The sequence below is a fragment of the Stenotrophomonas sp. CFBP 13725 genome (assembly GCF_014841935.1).
Lineage (GTDB): Bacteria > Pseudomonadota > Gammaproteobacteria > Xanthomonadales > Xanthomonadaceae > Stenotrophomonas.
The window spans coordinates 206054-226575 of the sequence record NZ_JACYUV010000002.1; the positions used below are offsets into that span (position 1 = coordinate 206054).

Annotated in this window: 13 protein-coding genes, 1 tRNA gene and 1 pseudogene; 10 read left to right on the forward strand and 5 right to left on the reverse strand. The window is 66.7% G+C overall.

Going from position 1 to position 20522, the window contains the following annotated elements; translation table 11 throughout:
• The 4 genes from IFT65_RS04010 to dapE are packed head-to-tail and all read left to right on the forward strand — an operon-like array spanning position 1 to position 5208.
• The gene (locus tag IFT65_RS04010) at positions 1-2637 is read left to right on the forward strand and encodes a [protein-PII] uridylyltransferase (protein ID WP_192080367.1); all 2637 of its coding nucleotides are present in this window, start codon (positions 1-3) and stop codon (positions 2635-2637) included.
• Entirely contained in the window at positions 2637-3713 is a 1077-nt protein-coding gene (gene dapD, locus IFT65_RS04015) for a 2,3,4,5-tetrahydropyridine-2,6-dicarboxylate N-succinyltransferase (RefSeq protein ID WP_188324560.1), read from the forward strand. Before IFT65_RS04010 ends, dapD begins: the two co-directional genes overlap by 1 nt.
• Positions 3714-3718: 5 nt before the next feature.
• The gene (locus tag IFT65_RS04020) at positions 3719-4081 is read left to right on the forward strand and encodes a Spx/MgsR family RNA polymerase-binding regulatory protein (protein WP_188324559.1); all 363 of its coding nucleotides are present in this window, start codon (positions 3719-3721) and stop codon (positions 4079-4081) included.
• A complete protein-coding gene (gene dapE, locus IFT65_RS04025) occupies positions 4078-5208 on the forward strand; it encodes a succinyl-diaminopimelate desuccinylase (RefSeq protein WP_188324558.1) in 1131 nt (376 codons plus the stop codon). The genes IFT65_RS04020 and dapE overlap by 4 nt, the downstream gene beginning before the upstream one ends.
• 328 nt (positions 5209-5536) lie before the next feature.
• Here the strand turns inward: dapE and IFT65_RS04030 are convergent, their stop codons facing one another.
• Positions 5537-6394 (reverse strand): tetratricopeptide repeat protein, encoded by an 858-nt coding sequence (locus IFT65_RS04030; RefSeq protein ID WP_192080369.1) that lies wholly within the window; start codon positions 6392-6394, stop codon positions 5537-5539.
• A gap of 551 nt (positions 6395-6945) precedes the next feature.
• Between IFT65_RS04030 and asnB the strand changes: the two genes are divergently transcribed.
• Positions 6946-8637, forward strand: coding sequence for an asparagine synthase B (asnB, locus tag IFT65_RS04035; protein WP_192080371.1), 1692 nt, complete (start codon positions 6946-6948; stop codon positions 8635-8637).
• A 254-nt stretch (positions 8638-8891) separates the two neighbouring features.
• Here the strand turns inward: asnB and IFT65_RS04040 are convergent, their stop codons facing one another.
• The gene (locus IFT65_RS04040) at positions 8892-11201 is read right to left on the reverse strand and encodes a penicillin acylase family protein (protein ID WP_192080373.1); all 2310 of its coding nucleotides are present in this window, start codon (positions 11199-11201) and stop codon (positions 8892-8894) included.
• Between the two features lie 151 nt (positions 11202-11352).
• Between IFT65_RS04040 and bfr the strand changes: the two genes are divergently transcribed.
• Positions 11353-11841, forward strand: a complete 489-nt coding sequence (gene bfr, locus IFT65_RS04045) for a bacterioferritin (protein ID WP_188324554.1) — start codon at positions 11353-11355, stop codon at positions 11839-11841.
• Positions 11842-12158: 317 nt separating this feature from the next.
• Here bfr and parC read toward each other — a convergent pair whose 3' ends face one another.
• Complete coding sequence (parC, locus tag IFT65_RS04050; protein WP_192080375.1) at positions 12159-14402, reverse strand: DNA topoisomerase IV subunit A; 2244 nt, start codon at positions 14400-14402, stop codon at positions 12159-12161.
• A gap of 58 nt (positions 14403-14460) precedes the next feature.
• A complete protein-coding gene (locus IFT65_RS04055) occupies positions 14461-15291 on the reverse strand; it encodes a helix-turn-helix transcriptional regulator (protein WP_249405055.1) in 831 nt (276 codons plus the stop codon).
• A 241-nt stretch (positions 15292-15532) separates the two neighbouring features.
• On the opposite strand from IFT65_RS04055, the gene IFT65_RS04060 reads away from it, so the two are divergent.
• From IFT65_RS04060 to IFT65_RS04075, 4 genes and pseudogenes are all read left to right on the forward strand, one after another.
• Positions 15533-15976 carry a MarR family transcriptional regulator gene (locus tag IFT65_RS04060; protein WP_188324551.1) on the forward strand — a complete coding sequence of 148 codons (444 nt, stop codon included), beginning with the start codon at positions 15533-15535 and terminating at the stop codon, positions 15974-15976.
• Positions 15973-17466, forward strand: coding sequence for an efflux transporter outer membrane subunit (locus IFT65_RS04065; RefSeq protein WP_192080379.1), 1494 nt, complete (start codon positions 15973-15975; stop codon positions 17464-17466). The genes IFT65_RS04060 and IFT65_RS04065 overlap by 4 nt, the downstream gene beginning before the upstream one ends.
• Positions 17467-17477: 11 nt before the next feature.
• Positions 17478-18638: pseudogene (emrA, locus tag IFT65_RS04070) on the forward strand (multidrug efflux MFS transporter periplasmic adaptor subunit EmrA); the annotation flags it as partial.
• 96 nt (positions 18639-18734) lie between these two features.
• Positions 18735-20318: a DHA2 family efflux MFS transporter permease subunit gene (locus IFT65_RS04075; RefSeq protein WP_188324548.1), complete on the forward strand. Its 1584-nt coding sequence runs from the start codon at positions 18735-18737 to the stop codon at positions 20316-20318.
• Between the two features lie 111 nt (positions 20319-20429).
• Here IFT65_RS04075 and IFT65_RS04080 read toward each other — a convergent pair.
• Positions 20430-20516: transfer RNA gene (locus IFT65_RS04080), tRNA-Leu, on the reverse strand.
• Positions 20517-20522: the final 6 nt, after the last annotated feature.

Consider the following 20522-nt stretch of genomic DNA (forward strand, 5'->3'; position numbering starts at 1 on the left):
ATGTTGCCGGCGGGTTCGATGCTGGACGCGCCGGCAGACTCGGCTCCGGATGCCGACTGGGCCGCTGCGGCGCGTCAGGCGCTGCAGCAGGCCGATGCGCGGCTGCATCGGCGCTTCGACCAGGGTGACCGCATCGAGCGCCTGCTTGCGCTGCGCGCACGCGCGGCGGACCACCTGATCCGCCTGGCGTGGCAGCGCTGCATGCCGCCCGGCGATACATTGGCGATGTTCGCCGTGGGCGGCTATGGGCGCGGCGAATTGTTCCCGCGTTCGGACGTCGATGTGCTCGTGCTGGGCGAAACCAGCGCGCAGCACGCGGCAGAAGCCGGGCTGTCACGGCTGTTCGCCCTGTTGTGGGATTGTGGGCTGCCGGTCAGCCATGCGGTGCGGTCGCTGCAGCAATGCCGTGAGGCCGCGGCCGACCAGACCGTGCTGACGGCACTGATCGAAGCCCGCCCGCTGGTGGCCGGCGATGCGGCGCGACGCGCGCTGCGGCAGGCGATGAGTGATGGCACCTTGTGGCCGCCACGCGCTTTCTTCCTGGCCAAGCTGGACGAGCTGCGCACGCGTCATGCGCGCTTTGGCGATACCGCCGACAACCTGGAGCCGGATCTGAAGGACGGACCGGGCGGGCTGCGTGATCTCAATACGCTGGGCTGGATGGCGCTTCGTGCGTTTGGCGTACGTGACCTGGAGGCGCTGGTCGGCCTGGGCCATCTGGGCGCCGACGAGGCCGCTGCGCTGCACCGCGAACGCGGCGTGCTGGCCGGGCTGCGTTACGGCCTGCACCTGGTTGCCGGTCGGCCCGAAGAGCGCCTGCGTTTCGACTACCAGAAAACGTTGGCCGCGCGCCTGGGCTTCGCCGACGATGTCGAGAGCCTGGGCGTCGAGAAGATGATGCAGGGCTTCTACCGCGCCGCGTCGGTGGTGCGCCGGATCAGCGACCGGCTGCTGCAGCGCTTCGAAGAACAGTTCGACGGCGAAGCCGTGCCCGAGCCGCTGACCGTCGGCTTCTCGCTGCGCCGCGGTTACCTGGCGGCCAATGATGCGCACTGGCCCGGCGATGACATCAGCGCGATTTTCTCCCTGTTTTCCAGTTGGGCCAACAACGCGCAGGTACGCGGGCTGCACTCACTGACTGCACGTGCCTTGGCAGAAGCCCTGCCGCAGTTGCCCAGCTTCGAGCACGCGACCCAGGCCGCCCGCCAGCAGTTCCTGTCGCTGCTGCGCCAGCCACGACCGGTGGATACGCTGTCGCGCATGGCCCGGCTGGGCGTGCTGGGGCAATGGATTCCCGCGTTTGCGCAGGTGAGCGGGCGGATGCAGTTCGATCTGTTCCATGTCTACACCGTGGACCAGCACACCCTGATGGTGCTGCGGAACATCGGCGAATTTTCCAGCAGCCGCGCGGCGGAGCGGTTCTCCATCGCTCACGAAGTGTGGCCGCGTCTGCGGCGGCCGGAGCTCCTGCTGCTGGCCGGGCTGTTCCACGACATCGCCAAAGGTCGAGGCGGAGATCATTCCGAGCTTGGCGCGGTGGATGCACGGCAGTTCTGCCAGGCACTCGAACTGGGTGCAGCGGACACCGATCTGGTGGCGTGGCTGGTGGAACAGCACCTGCGCATGTCGGTGACCGCGCAGAAGCAGGACATCTCCGACCCGGCAGTGATCCATCGCTTTGCCAGCCTGGTGGCCACCCGTGAGCGGCTGGATTATCTGTACCTGCTCACCTGCGCGGATATCGCCGGCACCAGCCCCAAGCTCTGGAATGCGTGGAAAGACCGGCTGCTCGCTGATCTGTATTTCGCAACCCGTCGCGCGCTGCGCGAGGGCCTGGAGCCGCCGCTGCCAGCAGCCGAGCGGGTTGCCGAAGCACGCGATACCGTGCGCCAACTGGTGCGCGAGCATGGCTACGACGACGCCACCATCGACCGCCAGTTCGCGGTGATGCCCGATGAAAGCTTCATCCGCCTGCGCCCGGAACAGTTGGCCTGGCAGGCGGCCGCATTGGTGCCCGTGCGCCAGGGGCATACGCTGGTGAAGGTGCGACCGATCAGCGTCGACGACCCGGCGCTGGAAGTGTTCGTGCATTCGCCCGACCGTGATGGTCTGTTCGCGGCCATCGTCATGACGCTGGACCGCAAGGGCTACGGCATCCACCGCGCGCGCGTGCTGGACGGCCCGTCGGACACGATCTTCGATACGTTCGAAGTCAATCCGGCCGACACCTACGCCGATGGCGACCCGCTGCGGCTGGAGGTTGCCCTGCGCGACGCGCTGTCGGGCGATCTGTCGCAGCTGCGTCCCTCGCGTCGGGCCATTCCCCGTCAGCTTCGCCACTTCCGTTTCGCCCCGCGCATCGAGTTCCGCGATGAGGCTGGCGAAGCAGCAGGAACCCGTTTCAGCCTGGTGGCACCGGACCGCCCCGGCCTGCTGGCCGATGTGGCGCACGTGCTGCGCAACCAGGGCCTGCGTGTGCACGATGCACGCATTGCCACGTTCGGCGAACGCGCCGAAGACACCTTCGTGATCAGTGATGAGCACGACCTCCCCCTTGATGAAACCGCCAGGCAGCAGTTGCAGGACGCGATGTTGTCCTGCCTGGACCCTGACAGAAACGCCGGAGATACCCCCTGATGGCCACCAAGCCGAGCAAGAAAGCGTCCCCCCAGCCGAAGGCGGGTCAGGCACCCGTTGCCACCCCGACCGCGTCAGCGAAGAAGAAGGCCGCCGGCACGGCCAAGGTCGCCAAGGCGGCACCGGCAGCGGCAGCAACGAAGAAGCCGGCGGCACGCAAGGCCGTGAGCAAGAAGGTGCCGGTCGAGAAGGCGCGGGCGGACAACATCGCGCGCAAGTCGCTGCGCAAGCCGCCGGCGCCGGGTGTGTCGGAGCTGAAGTTCGGTATCGAAAGCGCATTCGAGCGCCGTGCCACGCTGACGCTGCACGAGCTTGAAGGATCCACCAAGCCGCTGGTCAACCGGGTCATCGACGGGCTGGAAAGCGGCGAATTCCGCGTGGCCGAGCCCGACGGGCAGGGCGGCTGGAAGGTCAACGAGTGGCTGAAGAAAGCCGTGCTGCTGTATTTCCGGGTCAACGACATGGCGGTGGTCGACGCACGTCCTGCGCCGTTCTGGGACAAGGTGGAATCGCGCTTCGCCGGTTACGATGAAGCGAAGTTCCGCCGTGGCGGCGTGCGCGTGGTGCCAGGTGCGATCGCACGCCGCGGTACGTATTTCGGCAAGGACGTCGTGCTCATGCCGAGCTTCACCAATATTGGCGCCTATGTGGGCGAAGGCACCATGGTCGATACGTGGGCCACGGTGGGATCGTGCGCGCAGATCGGCCAACACTGCCATCTGTCCGGGGGCGCCGGCATCGGCGGCGTGCTGGAACCGCTGCAGGCCAGCCCGACGATCATCGAAGACCATTGCTTCATCGGCGCGCGTTCGGAAGTGGTGGAGGGCGTGGTCGTCGGCCATCACAGCGTGATCGGCATGGGCGTCTTCCTGAGCCAGAGCACCCGCATCTACAACCGCGCCACCGGCGAAGTCAGCTACGGCTACATTCCGCCGTACAGCGTGGTGGTGTCCGGGTCGCTGCCGTCCGCCGATGGCAGCCATTCGCTGTACTGCGCGGTGATCGTCAAGCAGGTGGACGCCAGGACCCGCAGCAAGACCAGCGTCAATGACCTGCTGCGCGGCCTGGCTGACTGATCGCGATGACCACGACCGTCTACGGGCTGAAGAACTGCGATACCTGCAAGAAGGCGACGAAGTGGCTCGACCGCTTCGCCGTTCCTTACGTATTCGTTGATTACCGCGACGCCAAGCCGGACCCGGATACCTTGATGGCCTGGGCGGCGCAGCTGGGCGGCCTGGGCGCCATGGTGAACCGGTCTTCGACCACGTGGCGGCAGTTGCCGGACAACCGCAAGGCAGCCGCCTCAGATGCGGAATGGAAGCTGCTGCTGCGCGAGTATCCACAGCTGATCAAACGTCCGGTGGTCGTGACCGGGGACGGCACGGTCAGCCAGGGATTCACCGACAACGGCTTCAAGGCACGCTTCGGAGTCGGTGCGTGAGCGCGGTGCTGGAGCTGGCCTGCGATCTGATCGCGCGCCCGTCGGTCACGCCGGAAGACGCCGGCTGCCAGCAACTGATCGGCGGCCGCCTGCAGGCGGCTGGTTTTTCCTGCGAGCACCTGCGGCTGGGCGAGGTCGACAACCTGTGGGCCACCCATGGCAGCGGAGCGCCGGTGCTGGTGCTGCTCGGCCACACCGATGTGGTGCCCACCGGCCCCGCCGCGGACTGGGCCAGCGATCCCTTTGTTCCGACGGTCCGCGATGGCGTGCTGTATGGGCGTGGCGCTGCAGACATGAAAGGCAGCGTGGCCGCGTTCGTGATCGCTGCAGAGCAGTTCGTTGCCGCACATCCTGATCATCCAGGCACCTTGGCGGTGCTGTTGACCAGCGACGAGGAGGGCGATGCCATCGACGGCGTTCGCCACGTCGCGCGCTTGTTCGCCGAACGCGGCCAGCGCATCGACTGGTGCATAACCGGCGAGCCGTCGTCCACTGCGCGCCTGGGCGATCTGTTGCGGGTGGGCCGACGCGGCAGCCTGTCGGCAAAACTGCGTGTGCAGGGTGTACAGGGCCACGTGGCCTACCCGGAGAAAGCACGCAATCCGATCCATCTCGCTGCCCCGGCACTGGCCGAGCTGGCGGCGCGTCACTGGGATGATGGCTTCGAAAGTTTTCCACCGACCAGTCTGCAGGTGTCCAACATCCAGGCCGGTACCGGGGCCAACAACGTGATTCCGGGCCACCTCCAGGTGGACTTCAATCTGCGTTACAACCCGCATTGGAACGCGGACAAGCTGGAGCGGGAGATCGCCGCGCTGCTGGATCGGCATGACTTGGACTACACGCTGGCCTGGCACCGCAGCGGCGAGCCGTTCTATACGCCGGAAGGCACGCTGCGTCGCGTAGCGCGCGAGGTACTGGGCGAGTTTGCCGGTGCCGCACCGGAAGAGAGCACCGGGGGCGGTACCTCCGACGCACGCTTCATCGCCCCGCTGGGCGCACAGTGCATCGAAGTGGGGCCGGTCAACGCCAGCATCCATCAAGTGGACGAAAACGTAGCCCTCGCCGATCTGGAGGCGCTGCCCGCGCTGTACCAGCGTCTGGTCGAGCGCCTGCTGGCGGGATAGAGCCGCTTGGTAGAGCCGCCGGGTAGAGCCGACTTCAGTCGGCTGCCCCAACCCGCGCGCGCTGACCCATTCCGCCGAGCACGGCTCGGCGCTACCAAAGCCCATTCACCGCTCGCCCGGTAGCGCCGAGCCACGCTCGGCGAGCGCAGCGGCGGCCGCAGCGTCGACCGCGCGTGGTAGAGCCGACTTCAGTCGGCTGCCCCCACCCACGCGCGCTGACCCATTCCGCCGAGCACGGCTCGGCGCTACCAAAGCCCGTTCACCGGTCACCCGGTAGCGCCGAGCCACGCTCGGCGAGCGCAGCGGCGGCCGCGGCGTCGACCGCGCGTCAGTCGAACGTCCAGAACGGCGGCTCTATACTTTTGCGCCATATCGCCTCGCCGGCCAGGTGAAAATCCTGCGCATGGGCCTTTGCGAACCACCCGGCGGCTGCATCCAGATCGCGCGTCACGCCCGCCCGGCCACGACCCAGCAGCAATCCGCTGAAGTACTGCCCGTAAACGTTGCCCCGGTTGCCGGCCCGCTGATACCACTGGAGTGCCTGAACGCCATCGCGCTCCAGTCCGATACCGGTCTCAAACAGTGCGCCCAGATCCACCTGAGCCTCCACATCCCCGGCCTGCGCACGTGCCCGGATATCGGTGACCAACGGATGCTCCTGTCCGTGCTGCGGTGCGACGGCCTGTGGCAGTCGAGAAGATTCCGAGGACATGTGGTTGTACACCGTTGCCCGCAGGTCCCAGCGCAGTGCTAGCCGCGCATCGCCCTGGAGTCGGTGGAACCGCGCCAGTTCCAGCATCGCCAACGCATTTCCGTGCTCGGCCGAAGCGCGATACGCGCGTTCCGCGCGACGCGGCGACGCCCGCAACGGCGACGCCTGCACGATATCCGGGCCATCACCGTGCAGCAGTTGACCACTCTCCCAGATGCGCCCCAGTGCCGACTCGGCGCGCGTGGTATCAAAGGTGCGTGGCGTCACCGCCGCAGCGCGCTCGTACCAGTACACCGCGCGCGGATCATTGAATATTTCATAGCGCTGGGCCGCCTCCAATGCACTATCGACACGCCCATCTGCGGCCTCCCGCTCGATCTGCGCAGCGCGGGCGACAGGCGTACGCGGCACACTGCTGCAGGCCTGAAGCAGCACCATGATGACAAGGCCGAAAGGCAAGATACGTAGTTTCATCCCACCCATTATCCGCGCAACGGCGCCCACGGTCCCGATCGCATCGCGCGCTCCCGCACTTCATCTTTTTTCCGCGGCTGGCGGCCATCGGAATCTGTCAGGGGCCGGACGGGGAGGGAATGCGGGGCCTTGAGCGGCAGGAGCCGCGAAGAGCTCCATGGACGGATTCACGCGTGCCCCGCATTGCCTCCCCGTCCGGTCCACGCCGCAGCCCGTTTCTCGGCCCGCCACCGCGAGGGGCTCCGCCGCTCGATGACCGTTCGTTGCCAACGCAACAGTTGCACCCGCCGCACAGGCGCGCTACGTTCAATCCCATGCACCGCCACCTCGCCACCGCCGTCACCACCACCAACCGCAATAATCTGCGCGCGAATAATCGTGCGCGGCCGATGCGGGACTGCGCCCAGGGTAGATAAAGCACCATCATACCCGGACACCAGAAACCCGCATCGGCCGATGCGGGTTTTTTTGTGCCCGGAGCGGACCCCGGGCCAAGGTGGCCGGTCGAACACCCCCATCGCGTATACACCCCCAAACAGGAGTTGCACCCCATGTGTTCGATCTTCGGAATATTCGGCCTGCAGGCCGGCGACGACCTCCCCGCGCTGCGTCGCCACGCGCTGGAATCCTCGCAGCGTCAGCGTCATCGCGGACCGGATTGGAGCGGGGTCTATCTCGATGACGGCGCCCTGCTGGTGCACGAGCGCCTCGCCATCGTTGACCCGGCCGGCGGCTCGCAGCCGCTGCTGTCCGAAGACGGAGAACTGGCGCTGGCGGTCAACGGCGAAATCTACAACCACCAGCAACTGAAGGCCGAGCTCACCCAGCCGTACGCGTTCCAGACCGGTTCGGACTGCGAGGTCATCAATGCGCTGTACCGCGAGGGTGATCCGACGCGCTGGCTGGAACGTCTCAACGGCATCTTCGCCTTCGCCCTGTGGGATAAGGCGGCGGCGCGCGTGTTGATCGCGCGCGACCCGATCGGCGTGGTGCCGCTGTACTGGGGCCATGACGCGCAGGGAAGGCTGCGGGTGGCGTCCGAGCTGAAGGCATTGGTCGACACCTGTGCGGACGCCGCGCAGTTCCCACCCGGCCACTTCTACGACAGCGCCAGCGATGAACTGGTGCGCTATTACCAGCCGTCCTGGCGTGACTACGACGCCGTGCAGGGCACGCCGGTGGATCTGGCCGAACTGCGCGTTGCCTTTGAGCGTGCGGTTGAACGCCAGTTGATGAGCGATGTGCCGTACGGCGTCCTGCTCTCCGGCGGACTGGATTCGTCACTGGTGGCCGCCGTGGCGGCGCGTTATGCGCGCAGGCGCATTGAAGACGGCGGCGAGAGCGAGGCGTGGTGGCCGCGCCTGCATTCCTTCGCCATCGGCCTGAAGGGCTCACCCGACCTGGCCGCCGCGGCCATCGCCGCCGAAGCGTTGGGCACCGTGCACCACGGCTTTGAATACACCTTCGAAGAAGGTCTGGACGTCCTGCCCGAGGTGATCCGTCATATCGAGACCTATGATGTCACCACCATCCGGGCGTCGACGCCGATGTTTCTGCTCGCACGTCGGATCAAGGCGATGGGGGTGAAGATGGTGCTGTCGGGCGAGGGCAGTGACGAAATCTTCGGGGGCTACCTGTACTTCCACAAGGCGCCGGATGCACGTGAGTTCCATGCCGAGCTGGTGCGCAAGCTCGATGCGCTGAGCAACTACGACTGCCTGCGCGCGAACAAGTCGATGATGGCGTGGGGGGTCGAGCCGCGCGTGCCGTTCCTGGACCGCGAGTTCCTCGATGTGGCGATGCGTTTCGATGCCGTGCACAAGATGGTGGGTAGCGATGCATCTGGCGGGCGCCGGGTGGAGAAGGGCGTGCTGCGCGCAGCGTTCGAAGGTTACCTGCCGGACAGCATCCTGTGGCGTCAGAAAGAGCAGTTCAGCGATGGCGTGGGCTATGGGTGGATCGACGGCCTGAAGGCGCACGCCGAGGCGCAGGTCAGCGACCGGGTACTGGCTGCGGCGGACAAGCGCTTCCCGCACAATCCACCGCAGACCAAGGAAGCGTATTACTACCGCCACGTGTTCGAGCAGTATTTCCCCAGCCATGCCGCCGCCGAAACGGTGCCCGGTGGCAAGTCGATCGCCTGCTCGTCGCCTGCGGCCATTGCGTGGGATGCCAGCTTCGCCAACGCGGCAGACCCGTCAGGCCGCGCGATTGCCGGCGTGCACGAATCCGCGCTGGCATAACCCGTCCGATTCGGCGCTGCCCTGGCGGGGCAGATCCGCCGGGTAGAGCCGACTTCAGTCGGCTGCACCCAGACCACACGCGCTGACCCGTTCCGCCGAGCACGGCTCGGCGCTACCAAAGCCCGTTCACCGGTCGCCCGGTAGCGCCGAGCCGTGCTCGGCGAGCGCAGCGGTGGCAACCGGAACGCGTTGCCGGAGACGTGATGGCAACGACAGCCGACTGAAGTCGGCTCTACCACGTCGGCTCTACCGGATCAGGGTGCGGGCTTCAGGGTCAGTGTGTGTGTGGTCGGACCCGGCAGGAACGGGGTGGGGCGGCCGTGCACGTAGTCGTCGTGGCCGGCGGCCCAGAACGGTGACAGGGGATGTCCGCTCTGGCCGCCCGGCATGTGGATGATGCCGTCGGCTTCGTGCCCGGGTGATACCACCATGCGCTGCGATGCACCGAAGGCGGGACCTTGCACACGCGGCATGTTGTTGTCGCCAGGCAGCGGATCGGCTGGCATGCACAGCCAGCGCTGCGCCAGCGCAGGTAGCGCGCGGCTGATCGGGTGACAGATCGCCGCCGTATTGCGTTCGCCCCACGTGCGCTCGGCCAGCGGTCCCTGCGCGGACAGACTGGTTTCCAGGCCCTTCGCCGCATCGATCAGCAGGGCATCCCACGTGGCATACGTCGCCGGCAGCAGATGCGCCGGGCGCTGACTGACCAACGGCCACAGCACCCCTTCGAACTGCACCAGATTCGGCTCCAGCCATTCCTCGCCCAGTGCCTGTTTCGCCGGTGCCAACAGTCCGGCGGATACGGCATCCTGCACCCTGCCACGGAATCCGCGGACCATCCGGTAGCTCACCGAATCCACGGACGCATGGCCGTCCCAGACGCGGGTGACGGCTTCCAGCCGTTGCAGCGCTGGATCCCGCGAATCCTTCACCACAGTGCGTAGCACGACCCACCAGCGCTGCAGGAACAACGCCCGATCGTCGAGCTGGATGGCCAGCAGGTCTTTCTCCGTGAAGCGCTCGCTGGCCTGCAGTGCATCGCGGATCTGTCCCGCACGTGCACCGAGGTCATACCCTGCGTCACCGGCAATCGTCAGCTCGGCACCCTCCAGCACACGCCCGTTGGCGGTCCACAGTCGCTGCCCGGGGGGATCGATCAACGAAGGGGCTGCATCACTGCGGATCGTCCACGCGGCGCAACCGGCATGCGGCAGCGCATGCATGTCGGCCGGCAGGCAGTCAGCCGTGCGCGCAGGCCGTGCACCCAGCAGTCGCCACGCGATGCGTCCACTGCTGTCGGCCAGCAACAGATTCTGCGCCGGAATGCGCGTGCGGTCGGCGACGCGCAGCGCGGCGTCCAGGTCTCCCGCGCGCGCCAGATCAGCGAGCGCCAGGCTGATCGCACCGGGCTGGTGTGCGACCCAGCGCAGTGCCTCGCCCGAGCCATCAGGACGCTGATGCAGCACCGGCCCCCACGCCGTCTCGCGCACGATGAAGTCCACGGGATCGCCGCCTGCCACCTCGATGCGTTCGCGATGTTCGGTCATCGAGGCCCCTGCGGGGACCGGCTGGAAATCGGCGGTATCGATGAAGCTGTTGGTGAAGCCCCAGGCGACGTGGCCGTTGCTGCCGACGACGATGGCGGGCAGGCCGGGCAGTGAGAACCCACTGACATCCACCCGCCCACCCGGTGCCTGGGCATCGGGGTAGCGCAGGCGCACGCGGAACCAGATATTCGGGGCGCGCTGTCCCAGGTGCATGTCGTCGGCCAGGATGGCGCGGCCATCCGCCGTCAGCGCGCCGGCCACGGCGAAATTGTTGCTGCCGGTGACGTCCTTTTCCGCAGCAGGGGCCACCGGCCCGGAGGGCAGTGCGCGCAGGTCCAGCACCTCGGCACCGGGCAGCGTCGCATCGCCGCGCGCATCACCCATCAACGGTGCGTCCCAGCTGCTGCCGCCGTGGCTGAGCAGCCCATACAGCGCGGGTGGCATCACCTCGCGCAGGCGACGGTAGGCCAGCTCGTTCTGGTTCGAAGGATCCTGCAGGTCGGCGTACATGGCATAGCCGGTCAGCAGGCTGTCGCTGGCCTGCCACGGGGTGGGGCGCTGGCGCAGCAGCAGATAGGGCCAGGGCCGCACGCGCAGCCCGGACATGCCCTCGTTCACGCCCTCGACGTACGCGCGCAGCTCGGCACTGACCGGCTCGCGCGCTGCCCGGTCACGCAGGCGATGCACGCGCATGCGCTTGTCCAGATCCAGTGCAGCAGGACCGAACAGGGCGGACAATTCACCGGCGGCACTGCGCCGCATCAGGTCCATCTCGAAGCCGCGTTCCTGCGCATGCACCTGGCCCAGCGCGCGCATGACATCGATCTGGCTGCTGCCTTCGAGGGTCACGACCCCCAATGCATCGCGGGTGATCGTCACCGGTGCCTGCAGCCCGGTAAGGGAGGCCTCGCCGTCCAGCGGCGCCAGGCTGCCACGCAGCATCCACCATGCCGAACTACCCGCAGCCACCAGCACGACGACGAACAACCAGAACAAGCGCAACAACCATCGACGCATGGGACGCTTCCTTGCCGGACCGGGGGTGAACCGATTGTAGCCACCCTTCAGGACAGATCGCAGGAGAGACGCGACTGCGATTGATTCCGATTAGATCACCGTATTTCTGGATAGGGCACCATGGCGTCATCGAGTCACAGGAGCATCCCCCATGAAAGGCAATCCGGACGTCATCGCCTGCCTGAAAGAACTGTTGCGCGGCGAGCTTGCCGCCCGCGACCAGTACTTCATCCATTCCCGCCGTTACGAGGACCAGGGCCTGTTCGCGCTGTACGAACGCCTGAACCACGAAATGCAGGAAGAGACCGAGCATGCCGATGCGCTGCTGCGGCGCATCCTGTTCCTGGGCGGCGACCCGGACATGCGCGCGCACGCCTTCGAGCCCGGCGTCACCGTCGAGGAGATGCTGCGCAAGGACCTGGATACCGAGTACGCGGTGCGCAACAACCTGGCTGCCGGCATGAAGCTGTGCGAAGCCAACGGTGACTATGTCAGCCGCGACATGTTGCTGGTACAGCTGAAGGACACCGAGGAAGACCACGCGTGGTGGCTGGAGCAGCAGCTGGGTCTGATCCAGCGCATCGGCCTGGAGCTTTACCAGCTGAGCAAGATCGACGGCAAGGGCGCTGTCGCGCACTGACCGTGTAGCCAGCCAGCCTCGCGCCAGCCAGCAATGAAAAAGCCGGGGATTCCCCGGCTTTTTTGTGTCTGACAATGCGTTGGTGGAGCTGATTGGCGGGGCTGATGGGCGGCACCGATGGGTGGGGCTGACGGGTGGCACCGACTGGTGGGGCGACGGGTCACACCGTTTGGTGGGGGCGACGGGTGGCACCGACTGGTGGGGCTGACTGGTAGAGCCGACTTTAGTCGGCTTCTCCGGACCAGCCGACTGAAGTCGGCTCTACCAGAGACCAGCCGACTGAAGTCGGCTCTACCCGCAGGCAGCACGGAGTCAGCTCACTCCACCGACAGCCCTTCCACCTTCTGCCAGCCGCGCGGCAGCAGGTGGCCGCGCGTGGCACGCGTGCCCAGGTAGGTGTCGAGCTCGCTGAACTTCAGGCCCATCGTGCGCTGTCCGCTGCGGACCTGCAGGGTCTGGCCAGGGCTGATCGCCACCACTGCCACCACCCGCTCGGTGGCCAGCTTGGCTTTCGGGATCTCGATGATCTTGTTGCCCTTGCCCTTGTCCAGTTCCGGCAGGTCGCTGGCGGCGATCGCCAGCAGGTTGCCCGAACTGGTCACAGCGACGATGCGGTCGGTGTCCACGTTGGCCAATACGGCCGGCTGCAGCACCGACGAGCCCGACGCCAGGTTCAGCATCGCCTTGCCGGCCTTGTTGCGGCCGATCAGGTTCTCGAAGCGGGTCACGAAGCCATAGCCGTGCGTGGAGGCCAGCACGAAGCGTCCGGTCGGTTCGGCGCTCGCCAGGGTGACGAAACTCGTCCCCGATGCAGGCGAAAAGCGCCCGGTCAGCGGCTCGCCATTGCCGCGGGCCGAAGGCAGGGTGTGCACCGCGGTGGAATAGGCGCGGCCTTCACTGTCGAGGAAGGCGACCTGCTGCGTGCTGCGGGCGCGGACCGAAGCCAACAGGCTGTCACCGTCGCGGTAGTTCAGCGATGACGGGTCCACGTCGTGGCCCTTGGCCGCGCGGATCCAGCCCTTCTCCGACAGCACGACGGTCATCGGCTCGCTCGGTACCAGCTCGGTTTCATCGATGGCCTGCGCCGCACCGCGCTGCACCAGCGGCGAACGACGTGCGTCGCCGAACTTCTTGGCATCGGCCGTCAGTTCGTCCTTGATCAGCTTCTTCAGCTTGGCCTTGCTGTCCAGGATGCCGAGGATCTTGTCGCGCTCTTTGGCCAGCTCATCCTGCTCGCCGCGGATCTTCATTTCTTCCAGGCGCGCAAGCTGCTTCAGCTTGGTTTCCAGGATGTACTCGGCCTGGTCGTCGGACAGGCCGAAGCGCGCGATCAGTGCGGCCTTCGGTTCGTCTTCGGTCCGGATGATGTGGATCACTTCATCCAGGTTGAGGAAGGCGACCAGCAGGCCTTCCAACAGGTGCAGGCGACGCTCGACCTTCTGCAGGCGATGCTGCAGGCGGCGGACCACGGTGCTGCTGCGGAACGCCAGCCATTCGCTGAGCAGGGTCTTGAGGTTCTTCACCTGCGGGCGGCCGTCCAGGCCGATCACGTTGAGGTTCACCCGGTAGCTGCGTTCCATGTCCGTGGTGGCGAACAGGTGGCCCATCAGCTGGTCGGCATCGACGCGGTTGGAACGCGGCACCAGCACCACCCGTACCGGGTTGGCGTGGTCGGACTCATCGCGCACGTCTTCGATCCACGGCAGCTTCTTGGCCCGCATCTGTGCGGCGATCTGTTCGATCACCTTGGACGGCGACACCTGGAAGGGCAGGGCGTTGACCACCACGTTGCCGTTCTCTTTCAGGTAGGTCGACCGCGCACGCACGCTGCCGTGGCCGGTTTCATACAGGTGCAGCAGATCGGCGGCGGGGGTGATGATCTCCGCGTTGGACGGGTAGTCCGGCCCCTTCACGTGCTCGCACAGGTCGCGCACGCTGGCATCGGGATCTTCCAGCAGATGCAGCAGCGCGCTGACGATCTCGTTGAGATTATGCGGGGGCACATCGGTGGCCATGCCCACGGCGATGCCGGTAGTGCCGTTGAGCAGCAGGTGCGGCAGCCGCGCCGGCATCCAGGTCGGCTCCTGCATGGTGCCGTCGAAGTTCGGCGTCCAGTCGGTCGTGCCGTGGCCGAGCTCGCCCAGCAGCACTTCCGCGATCGGGGTCAGCTTGGATTCGGTGTAGCGCATCGCGGCGAACGACTTCGGGTCATCGCTGGAACCGAAGTTGCCCTGGCCTTCGATCAGGGGATAGCGGTACGAGAACGGCTGGGCCATCAGCACCAGTGCCTCGTAGCAGGCGCTGTCGCCATGCGGATGGTACTTGCCGATGACATCGCCGACGGTGCGCGCGGACTTCTTCGGTTTGGAGCCTGCGTTCAAGCCCAGCTCGCTCATCGCATAGATGATGCGGCGCTGCACGGGCTTGAGGCCGTCGCCGAGGAAGGGCAGCGCACGGTCCAGGACCACATACATCGAGTAGTCGAGGTAGGCGCGCTCGGCATATTCGCGCAGCGGCAGCTGTTCGAAGCCGTGGAAGACGGGGCGGGCAAGATCGGTCATGCGGGGTTGTTACCTGTGTTCGGAGGCGGCGACGGCCGTCGCCCTCGCAATAGGGTGATTATCCGGATGCGGCCGGAGAAGCCAAGCCGCGCGGTGGATCGAGTCCCTGCGCTGCCCGTGCAAGATAGCGTCCCGGCGGCACGCCGAAGTGGCGGCGGAACACCGTGACGAACGCGCTGGAACTGCTGAAGCCCAGCCCGTGGGCGATATCGGCCACCGGCCGTCCCTCGCTGAGCTGGCGCAGTGCCTCGGCCAGGCGGGCCTGTTGCCGCCAATGGGCGAAGCTGAGCGTGGTCTCCTCGCGGAAATGGCGGGTCAATGAACGGGTCGACAGGCCTGCCCACGCGGCCCATTGCGCAAGACTGCGGTCATCGGCGGGGTCGGCGAGCAGCTGCGAGGCGATCTTCAGCAGGCGCCTGTCGCGCGGCATGGGCAGGTGCATCCGTTGTCGCGGGGCCGTGCGCAGCTCGTCAAGCAGCACCTCCACCAGGTGCTGCTGGCGCGAAGTGACGCGCTCGGCAGGTGTCCATTCGCATACCCGCAAGGCCACGGCCTGCAGCAGGGGGGAGATGCCGATCACACAGGGATCAGCGGGCAGGTCATGGCACAACGTCGGCGCCAGCACCATGCCCCAGCCCCGCAGAGGCCCGTCAATGGCCACGGTGTGCGGTTCGCCCGCAGGCATCCAGCCCGCCGAGCCGGGCGCCAGCGACCACGTGCCGTGACGCGTACGCGTGGTCAGCAGACCACTTTCCACGCAGATAAGCTGGGCGCGGCCATGGGCATGCCAATCCACCTCATGCGCCAACCCCTTCGCACTGTCGATGTGGAAGCCCACCACGGGCAGGCCATCGAGGCGCTCGAACCACTCCAGCGCGCTTTCCCGCATCACCTGCCGGGCGGCCACGACGTCCGGACCCTGGCGTACCGGCAGCGGCACGTCCGGTGGACTGATAAGGGCCACAAGTGGCTCGATAACACCATTCATTGGCTGGATTGTACTACCGGGCCAGCGCGCACGCTCATTAAGGTAGCCGTCTCCCGATCACTCACATTGTTGCAACACAGCATTCGGTGCCAGATCGAATATTTCCATTGAGAAATATATTTTTTGGAAGAGAATGTGCGGCATGATCTGTCCCGATACAACACCTCCCAGTTTCGGCCTGTTGTTGCGCCAGGTGCGCGATGGCCTGGTCCGGCAGTTGGACGCTTCCATGGCCGAAGAGAACCTCGGCCTCAATTTCACCCATTACATCGGCCTGAAGGTCCTGTCCCGGACCGCACCGTGCACGGCGAACGAACTGGCCAAGGCCATCGACCAGGTGCCCAGCGCGGTGACGCGCCTGCTGGACAAGCTGGAGGCGCTGGGCTGTGTGCGCCGCGAAGCACATGCGATGGACCGGCGTGCGCTGCAGATCGTGCTGACCGATGAAGGTCGCGCGCTGTGGGCTCGCCTGCAGAAGCGCGGCGAGGATGTGATCGATTACGCCTCCCGCGAGCTCAGCGCCGACGAACGTGCGCAGCTGCTCTCCCTGTTGACCCGAATCCGCGACTCATTGACGACCCCATGACTTCCATCCTTCTTGTTTCTACATGGCGCCAGGGCCGGCCCCTGTTGTTGGCCGGCCTGGTGTTGGCACTCGCCGCCTGTGCCAGCAGCCGCGGGCTGCAGCCGCACGGCGCGCTGTTGGATGCCGATGCGCTGCACAGCAGCCGCACGTTGACGGGCGCCTCGCTGGGCGCGGCCGGCTTCCCCGCGCAGGACTGGTGGAAAGCACTGGGGGACCCGCAGCTGGATGCCCTGATCGAAGAAGGGTTGGCCAGCCACCCCAGCCTGGATGCGGCCGATGCGCGGCTGCGCCAGGCACGATCGCAGGTGGGGGGCGCGCGTGCCGACCAGTTGCCCAGTCTCTCGGTATCCGGCGGCTATACGGGTCTGCGCCTGCCCGAATCCATGCTGGGCGATGAAACCGGCGGTCACTACGTGGGCAGCAGCCAGCTCGCCCTCAACTTCAGCTACGGCGTGGACCTGTGGGGCGGCAAGCGCGCCACCTGGGAAGCGGCGGTGGACAGCGCGCATGCGGCGGAGATCGACGCGCAGGCGGCGCGCCTGAATCTGTCCTCCAACATCGCCCAGGCTTACGCCGGGCTGGCCTACGCATGGCAGTTGCACGATGTGGCCGAGGAAGAGTTGGCGCGTTCGCAGAAAACCCTGCAGCTCACCCGCCAGCGCCGCGCCGCCGGCATCGACAGTGACCTGCAGGTGCGCCAGGCCGAATCGCGCGTACCGGCGGCGCAGCAGCAGCTGCAGGCCGCCCAGCAGCAGATTGATGAAGGGCGTACCGCACTGGCGGCGCTGGTCGGGCAGGGGCCGGACCGGGGCCTGCAGATTGGGCGTCCGCATGCATTGGACCCGATGGCGCTGCAGCTGCCGGGCGTGTTGCCCAGCGAACTGCTGGGGCGCCGCCCGGACATCGTGGCGGCACGCTGGCGGGTGGAAGCGGCCGGCCGGCAGATCGATGCGGCCAAGGCGGCGTTCTATCCGAGCCTGAATCTCACCGCGCTGGCCGGCGTCGTCGCACCGAACCTCGGCGACCTGCTGCAGCGCGAATCCACGTTTGCCTACATCGGCCCGGCGCTGAGCCTGCCGATCTTCGAGGGTGGGCGTCTGCGCGCGGGCCTGGACAGCCGTGACGCCGAGTACGACCTCGCCGTCGCCACGTACAACCAAGGGCTGGTGGACGCATTGCACCAGGTGGCCGACCAGGTCAACGCGGTGCGCTCGCTGCAGCAGCAGGCGCAGTCGCAGCAGCAGGCGGTGGATACCGCGCGCGCTGCGCACGGTCTGGCTGACCAGCGGTATCGCGCCGGCATCGGCGGCTATCTGGATGTACTGACCGCGCAGTCCACCCTGCTGCAGGCGCAGCAGCGGCTGGCCGGCCTGCAGTCGCAGCAGCTGTTGTCATCGGTGCGTCTCAGCCAGGCGTTGGGCGGCGGCTTCCAGCCGGCTGCCGATGACACCGTGCGTGCTGCCCCTCTTTCCGATTCCTCGCATTCCTGAAGACATCTCCCATGAGCCAGACCTCTACCCCCGCGGCGCCCGCCGCTCCCAGCCGTCGCGGCAAGCTGCTGCGCGGACTGCTTGTGATCGTGCTGCTGCTGATCGCCGCAGCGGCCCTGTGGTATTTCATGTTCGGCCGCTGGTTCGAAGAAACCGACGACGCCTACGTGGGCGGCAACCAGGTGCAGATCACCCCGCTGATCACCGGCACGGTGGTCGGTATCGCGGCCGACGATGGCATGCGTGTCGAGCGCGGTCAGTTGCTGGTACAGCTGGATCCAGCCGATACCGAGGTAGCGCTGCAACAGGCAGAAGCCCAGCTTGCCGGTACGGTGCGCCAGGTGCGTGGCCTGTACCGCAGCGCCGAAGGTGCACAGGCCGAGTTGAATGCACGGCAGGTCACGTTGAAGCGCGCACGCGATGATTTCGCCCGCCGCAAGGACCTGGCCGCCACCGGCGCCATTTCCGATGAAGAGCTGTCGCATGCGCGCAATGAACTGGCCGCTGCGGAAGCCGCCGTTGCCGGTTCGCGCGAGACGTTCGAACGCAGCCGCGCACTGGTCGATGACACGGTGATCGCCACCCAGCCCGACGTGCAGGCCGCCGCTGCGCAGCTGCGCCAGGCGTGGCTCAACAATGCGCGCGCCGGCATCGTCTCGCCGGTCACCGGCTACGTGGCGCGTCGCTCGGTGCAGGTCGGCCAGCGCGTGCAGCCGGGCAATGCGCTGATGGCGGTGGTGCCCACCGATCAGATGTGGGTGGAAGCCAACTTCAAGGAAACCCAGCTGCGGCACATGCGCCTGGGCCAGGAAGTGGAGCTGCGTTCGGATCTGTATGGCGGCGATGTCAGCTACAAGGGACGCCTGACCAGCCTGGGCATGGGTACCGGCTCGGCGTTCTCGCTGCTGCCGGCACAGAACGCCAGCGGCAACTGGATCAAGATCGTGCAGCGCGTGCCGGTGCGCATCGCCATCGATGCCAAGCAGTTGGCCGAGCACCCGCTGCGCATCGGCCTGTCGATGAAGGCCGAGGTCAGCTTGCGTGACCAGAAGGGCGAAGTGCTGCCCAGCCAGGCAGCGACCGGTTCGGTGTTCGACACGGACGTGTATGCCAAGCAGCTGCATGATGCCGACGACATGATCCATACGATCATCCAGGGCAACCTGCCGCAGACGGCCGGTGCGCCGGTGGTGTCGGCTGCGGGCCGTCCGTCGCCCTCCACCGCGCCGGCCACGCCGCCGCGCACAGCCAAGGCAGGCTGACGGCCCATGTCTTCCCAAGCCCCTGCCGCACCCGGTACGCCGGGTGCACCGGCGGCCCCGGCCGCTGGCTTCCTGCCACCCAACATCGCCTTGTGCACGGCTGGCCTGGCGATGGCGTCGTTCATGCAGGTGCTCGACACCACCATCGCCAATGTGTCGCTGCCGACCATCGCCGGCAATCTCGGCGCCAGCTCGCAGCAGGCGACATGGGTCATCACCTCGTTCGCGGTCAGCACCGCGATCGCGCTGCCCTTGACCGGCTGGATGAGCCGCCGCTTCGGCGAAACCAAGCTGTTTGTATGGGCCACATTGGCCTTCACCATTGCCTCGCTGTTGTGCGGCCTTGCCCAGAGCATGGGCATGCTGGTGGTGTCACGCGCCCTGCAGGGCTTCGTCGCCGGCCCGATGTACCCGATCACCCAGTCGCTGCTGGTGTCGATCTATCCGCGTGAGAAACGCGGCCAGGCGCTGGCCCTGTTGGCCATGATCACCGTGGTGGCACCCATCTGCGGGCCGATCCTGGGCGGCTGGATCACCGACAACTACAGCTGGGAATGGATCTTCCTGATCAACGTGCCGTTGGGCATTTTCGCGGCGCTGGTGGTCGGCAACCAGATGAAGGGGCGGCCGGAGCAGATCGAAAAGCCGAAGATGGATTACGTCGGCCTGGTCACGCTGGTGATCGGTGTCGGCGCCCTGCAGCTGGTGCTGGATCTGGGCAACGACGAAGACTGGTTCAGTTCGCCGATGATCGTCGCGCTGGCGTGCGTGTCTGTCGTGGCCTTGGCCGTGTTCCTGATCTGGGAGCTGACCGACAAGGACCCCATCGTCGACCTGCGGTTGTTCCGCCATCGCAATTTCCGCGCGGGCACGATGGCGATGGTGGTGGCGTACGCCGCGTTCTTCAGCGTGTCGTTGCTCATTCCGCAGTGGTTGCAGCGGGACATGGGCTACACCGCGATCTGGGCCGGCCTGGCGACCGCGCCGATCGGCATCCTGCCGGTGATCATGACGCCGTTCGTGGGCAAGTACGCGTCGCGCTTCGACATGCGCATGCTGGCGACGGTGGCCTTCGTCTTCCTGTCCTTCACCAGCTTCATGCGTTCGGACTTCAACCTGCAGGTGGACTTCCAGCATGTAGCAGGCGTGCAGCTGCTGATGGGCGTTGGCGTGGCGCTGTTCTTCATGCCCGTGCTGCAGATCCTGCTGTCGGACCTGGACGGGCGCGAGATCGCCGCGGGTTCCGGGCTGGCCACCTTCCTGCGTACGCTGGGCGGCAGCTTTGCCGCGTCACTGACCACGTGGCTGTGGGCGCGCCGCACGCAAGTGCATCATGCGGACATCACCGAGCACATCTCCGTGTACCGGCCAGGCATGCAGGAACAGGTCACCGCGATGGGGCAGGGCGACCTGCAGCACGGCGCGGCAGCACTGAACACGATGATCAACCATCAGGCATCGCAGATGGGCTTCAATGACATCTTCTTCCTGCTGGGCTGGATCTTCCTGGCCATCATCGCGTTCCTGTGGCTGGCCAAGCCGCCGTTCGGCGCGGGCGCAGGCAGTTCCGCCGCCGCGGGCGGTCACTGATCCCGTATCGGTAGCGCCGAGCCCCGCTCGGCGCTTTTCTCCACCGGCATGAAACCCGAACGCCGGACATGAAAAAACCCGCTTGCGCGGGTTTGATCATTTTCTGAGTCGTGGTGCCCAGGAGAGGACTCGAACCTCCACGAAGTTGCCCCCGCTAGCACCTGAAGCTAGTGCGTCTACCAATTCCGCCACCTGGGCGACTCA

Bases quoted from the DNA above. Each gene is read 5' to 3' on its own strand.
- IFT65_RS04010 (WP_192080367.1), top strand. From the start codon at position 1: ATGTTGCCGGCGGGTTCGATGCTGGACGCGCCGGCAGACTCGGCTCCG.
- dapD (WP_188324560.1), top strand. From the start codon at position 2,637: ATGGCCACCAAGCCGAGCAAGAAAGCGTCCCCCCAGCCGAAGGCGGGT.
- IFT65_RS04020 (WP_188324559.1), top strand. From the start codon at position 3,719: ATGACCACGACCGTCTACGGGCTGAAGAACTGCGATACCTGCAAGAAG.
- IFT65_RS04030 (WP_192080369.1), bottom strand. From the start codon at position 6,394: ATGAAACTACGTATCTTGCCTTTCGGCCTTGTCATCATGGTGCTGCTT.
- asnB (WP_192080371.1), top strand. From the start codon at position 6,946: ATGTGTTCGATCTTCGGAATATTCGGCCTGCAGGCCGGCGACGACCTC.
- IFT65_RS04040 (WP_192080373.1), bottom strand. From the start codon at position 11,201: ATGCGTCGATGGTTGTTGCGCTTGTTCTGGTTGTTCGTCGTCGTGCTG.
- bfr (WP_188324554.1), top strand. From the start codon at position 11,353: ATGAAAGGCAATCCGGACGTCATCGCCTGCCTGAAAGAACTGTTGCGC.
- parC (WP_192080375.1), bottom strand. From the start codon at position 14,402: ATGACCGATCTTGCCCGCCCCGTCTTCCACGGCTTCGAACAGCTGCCG.
- IFT65_RS04055 (WP_249405055.1), bottom strand. From the start codon at position 15,291: ATGCGGGAAAGCGCGCTGGAGTGGTTCGAGCGCCTCGATGGCCTGCCC.
- IFT65_RS04060 (WP_188324551.1), top strand. From the start codon at position 15,533: ATGATCTGTCCCGATACAACACCTCCCAGTTTCGGCCTGTTGTTGCGC.
- IFT65_RS04065 (WP_192080379.1), top strand. From the start codon at position 15,973: ATGACTTCCATCCTTCTTGTTTCTACATGGCGCCAGGGCCGGCCCCTG.
- IFT65_RS04075 (WP_188324548.1), top strand. From the start codon at position 18,735: ATGTCTTCCCAAGCCCCTGCCGCACCCGGTACGCCGGGTGCACCGGCG.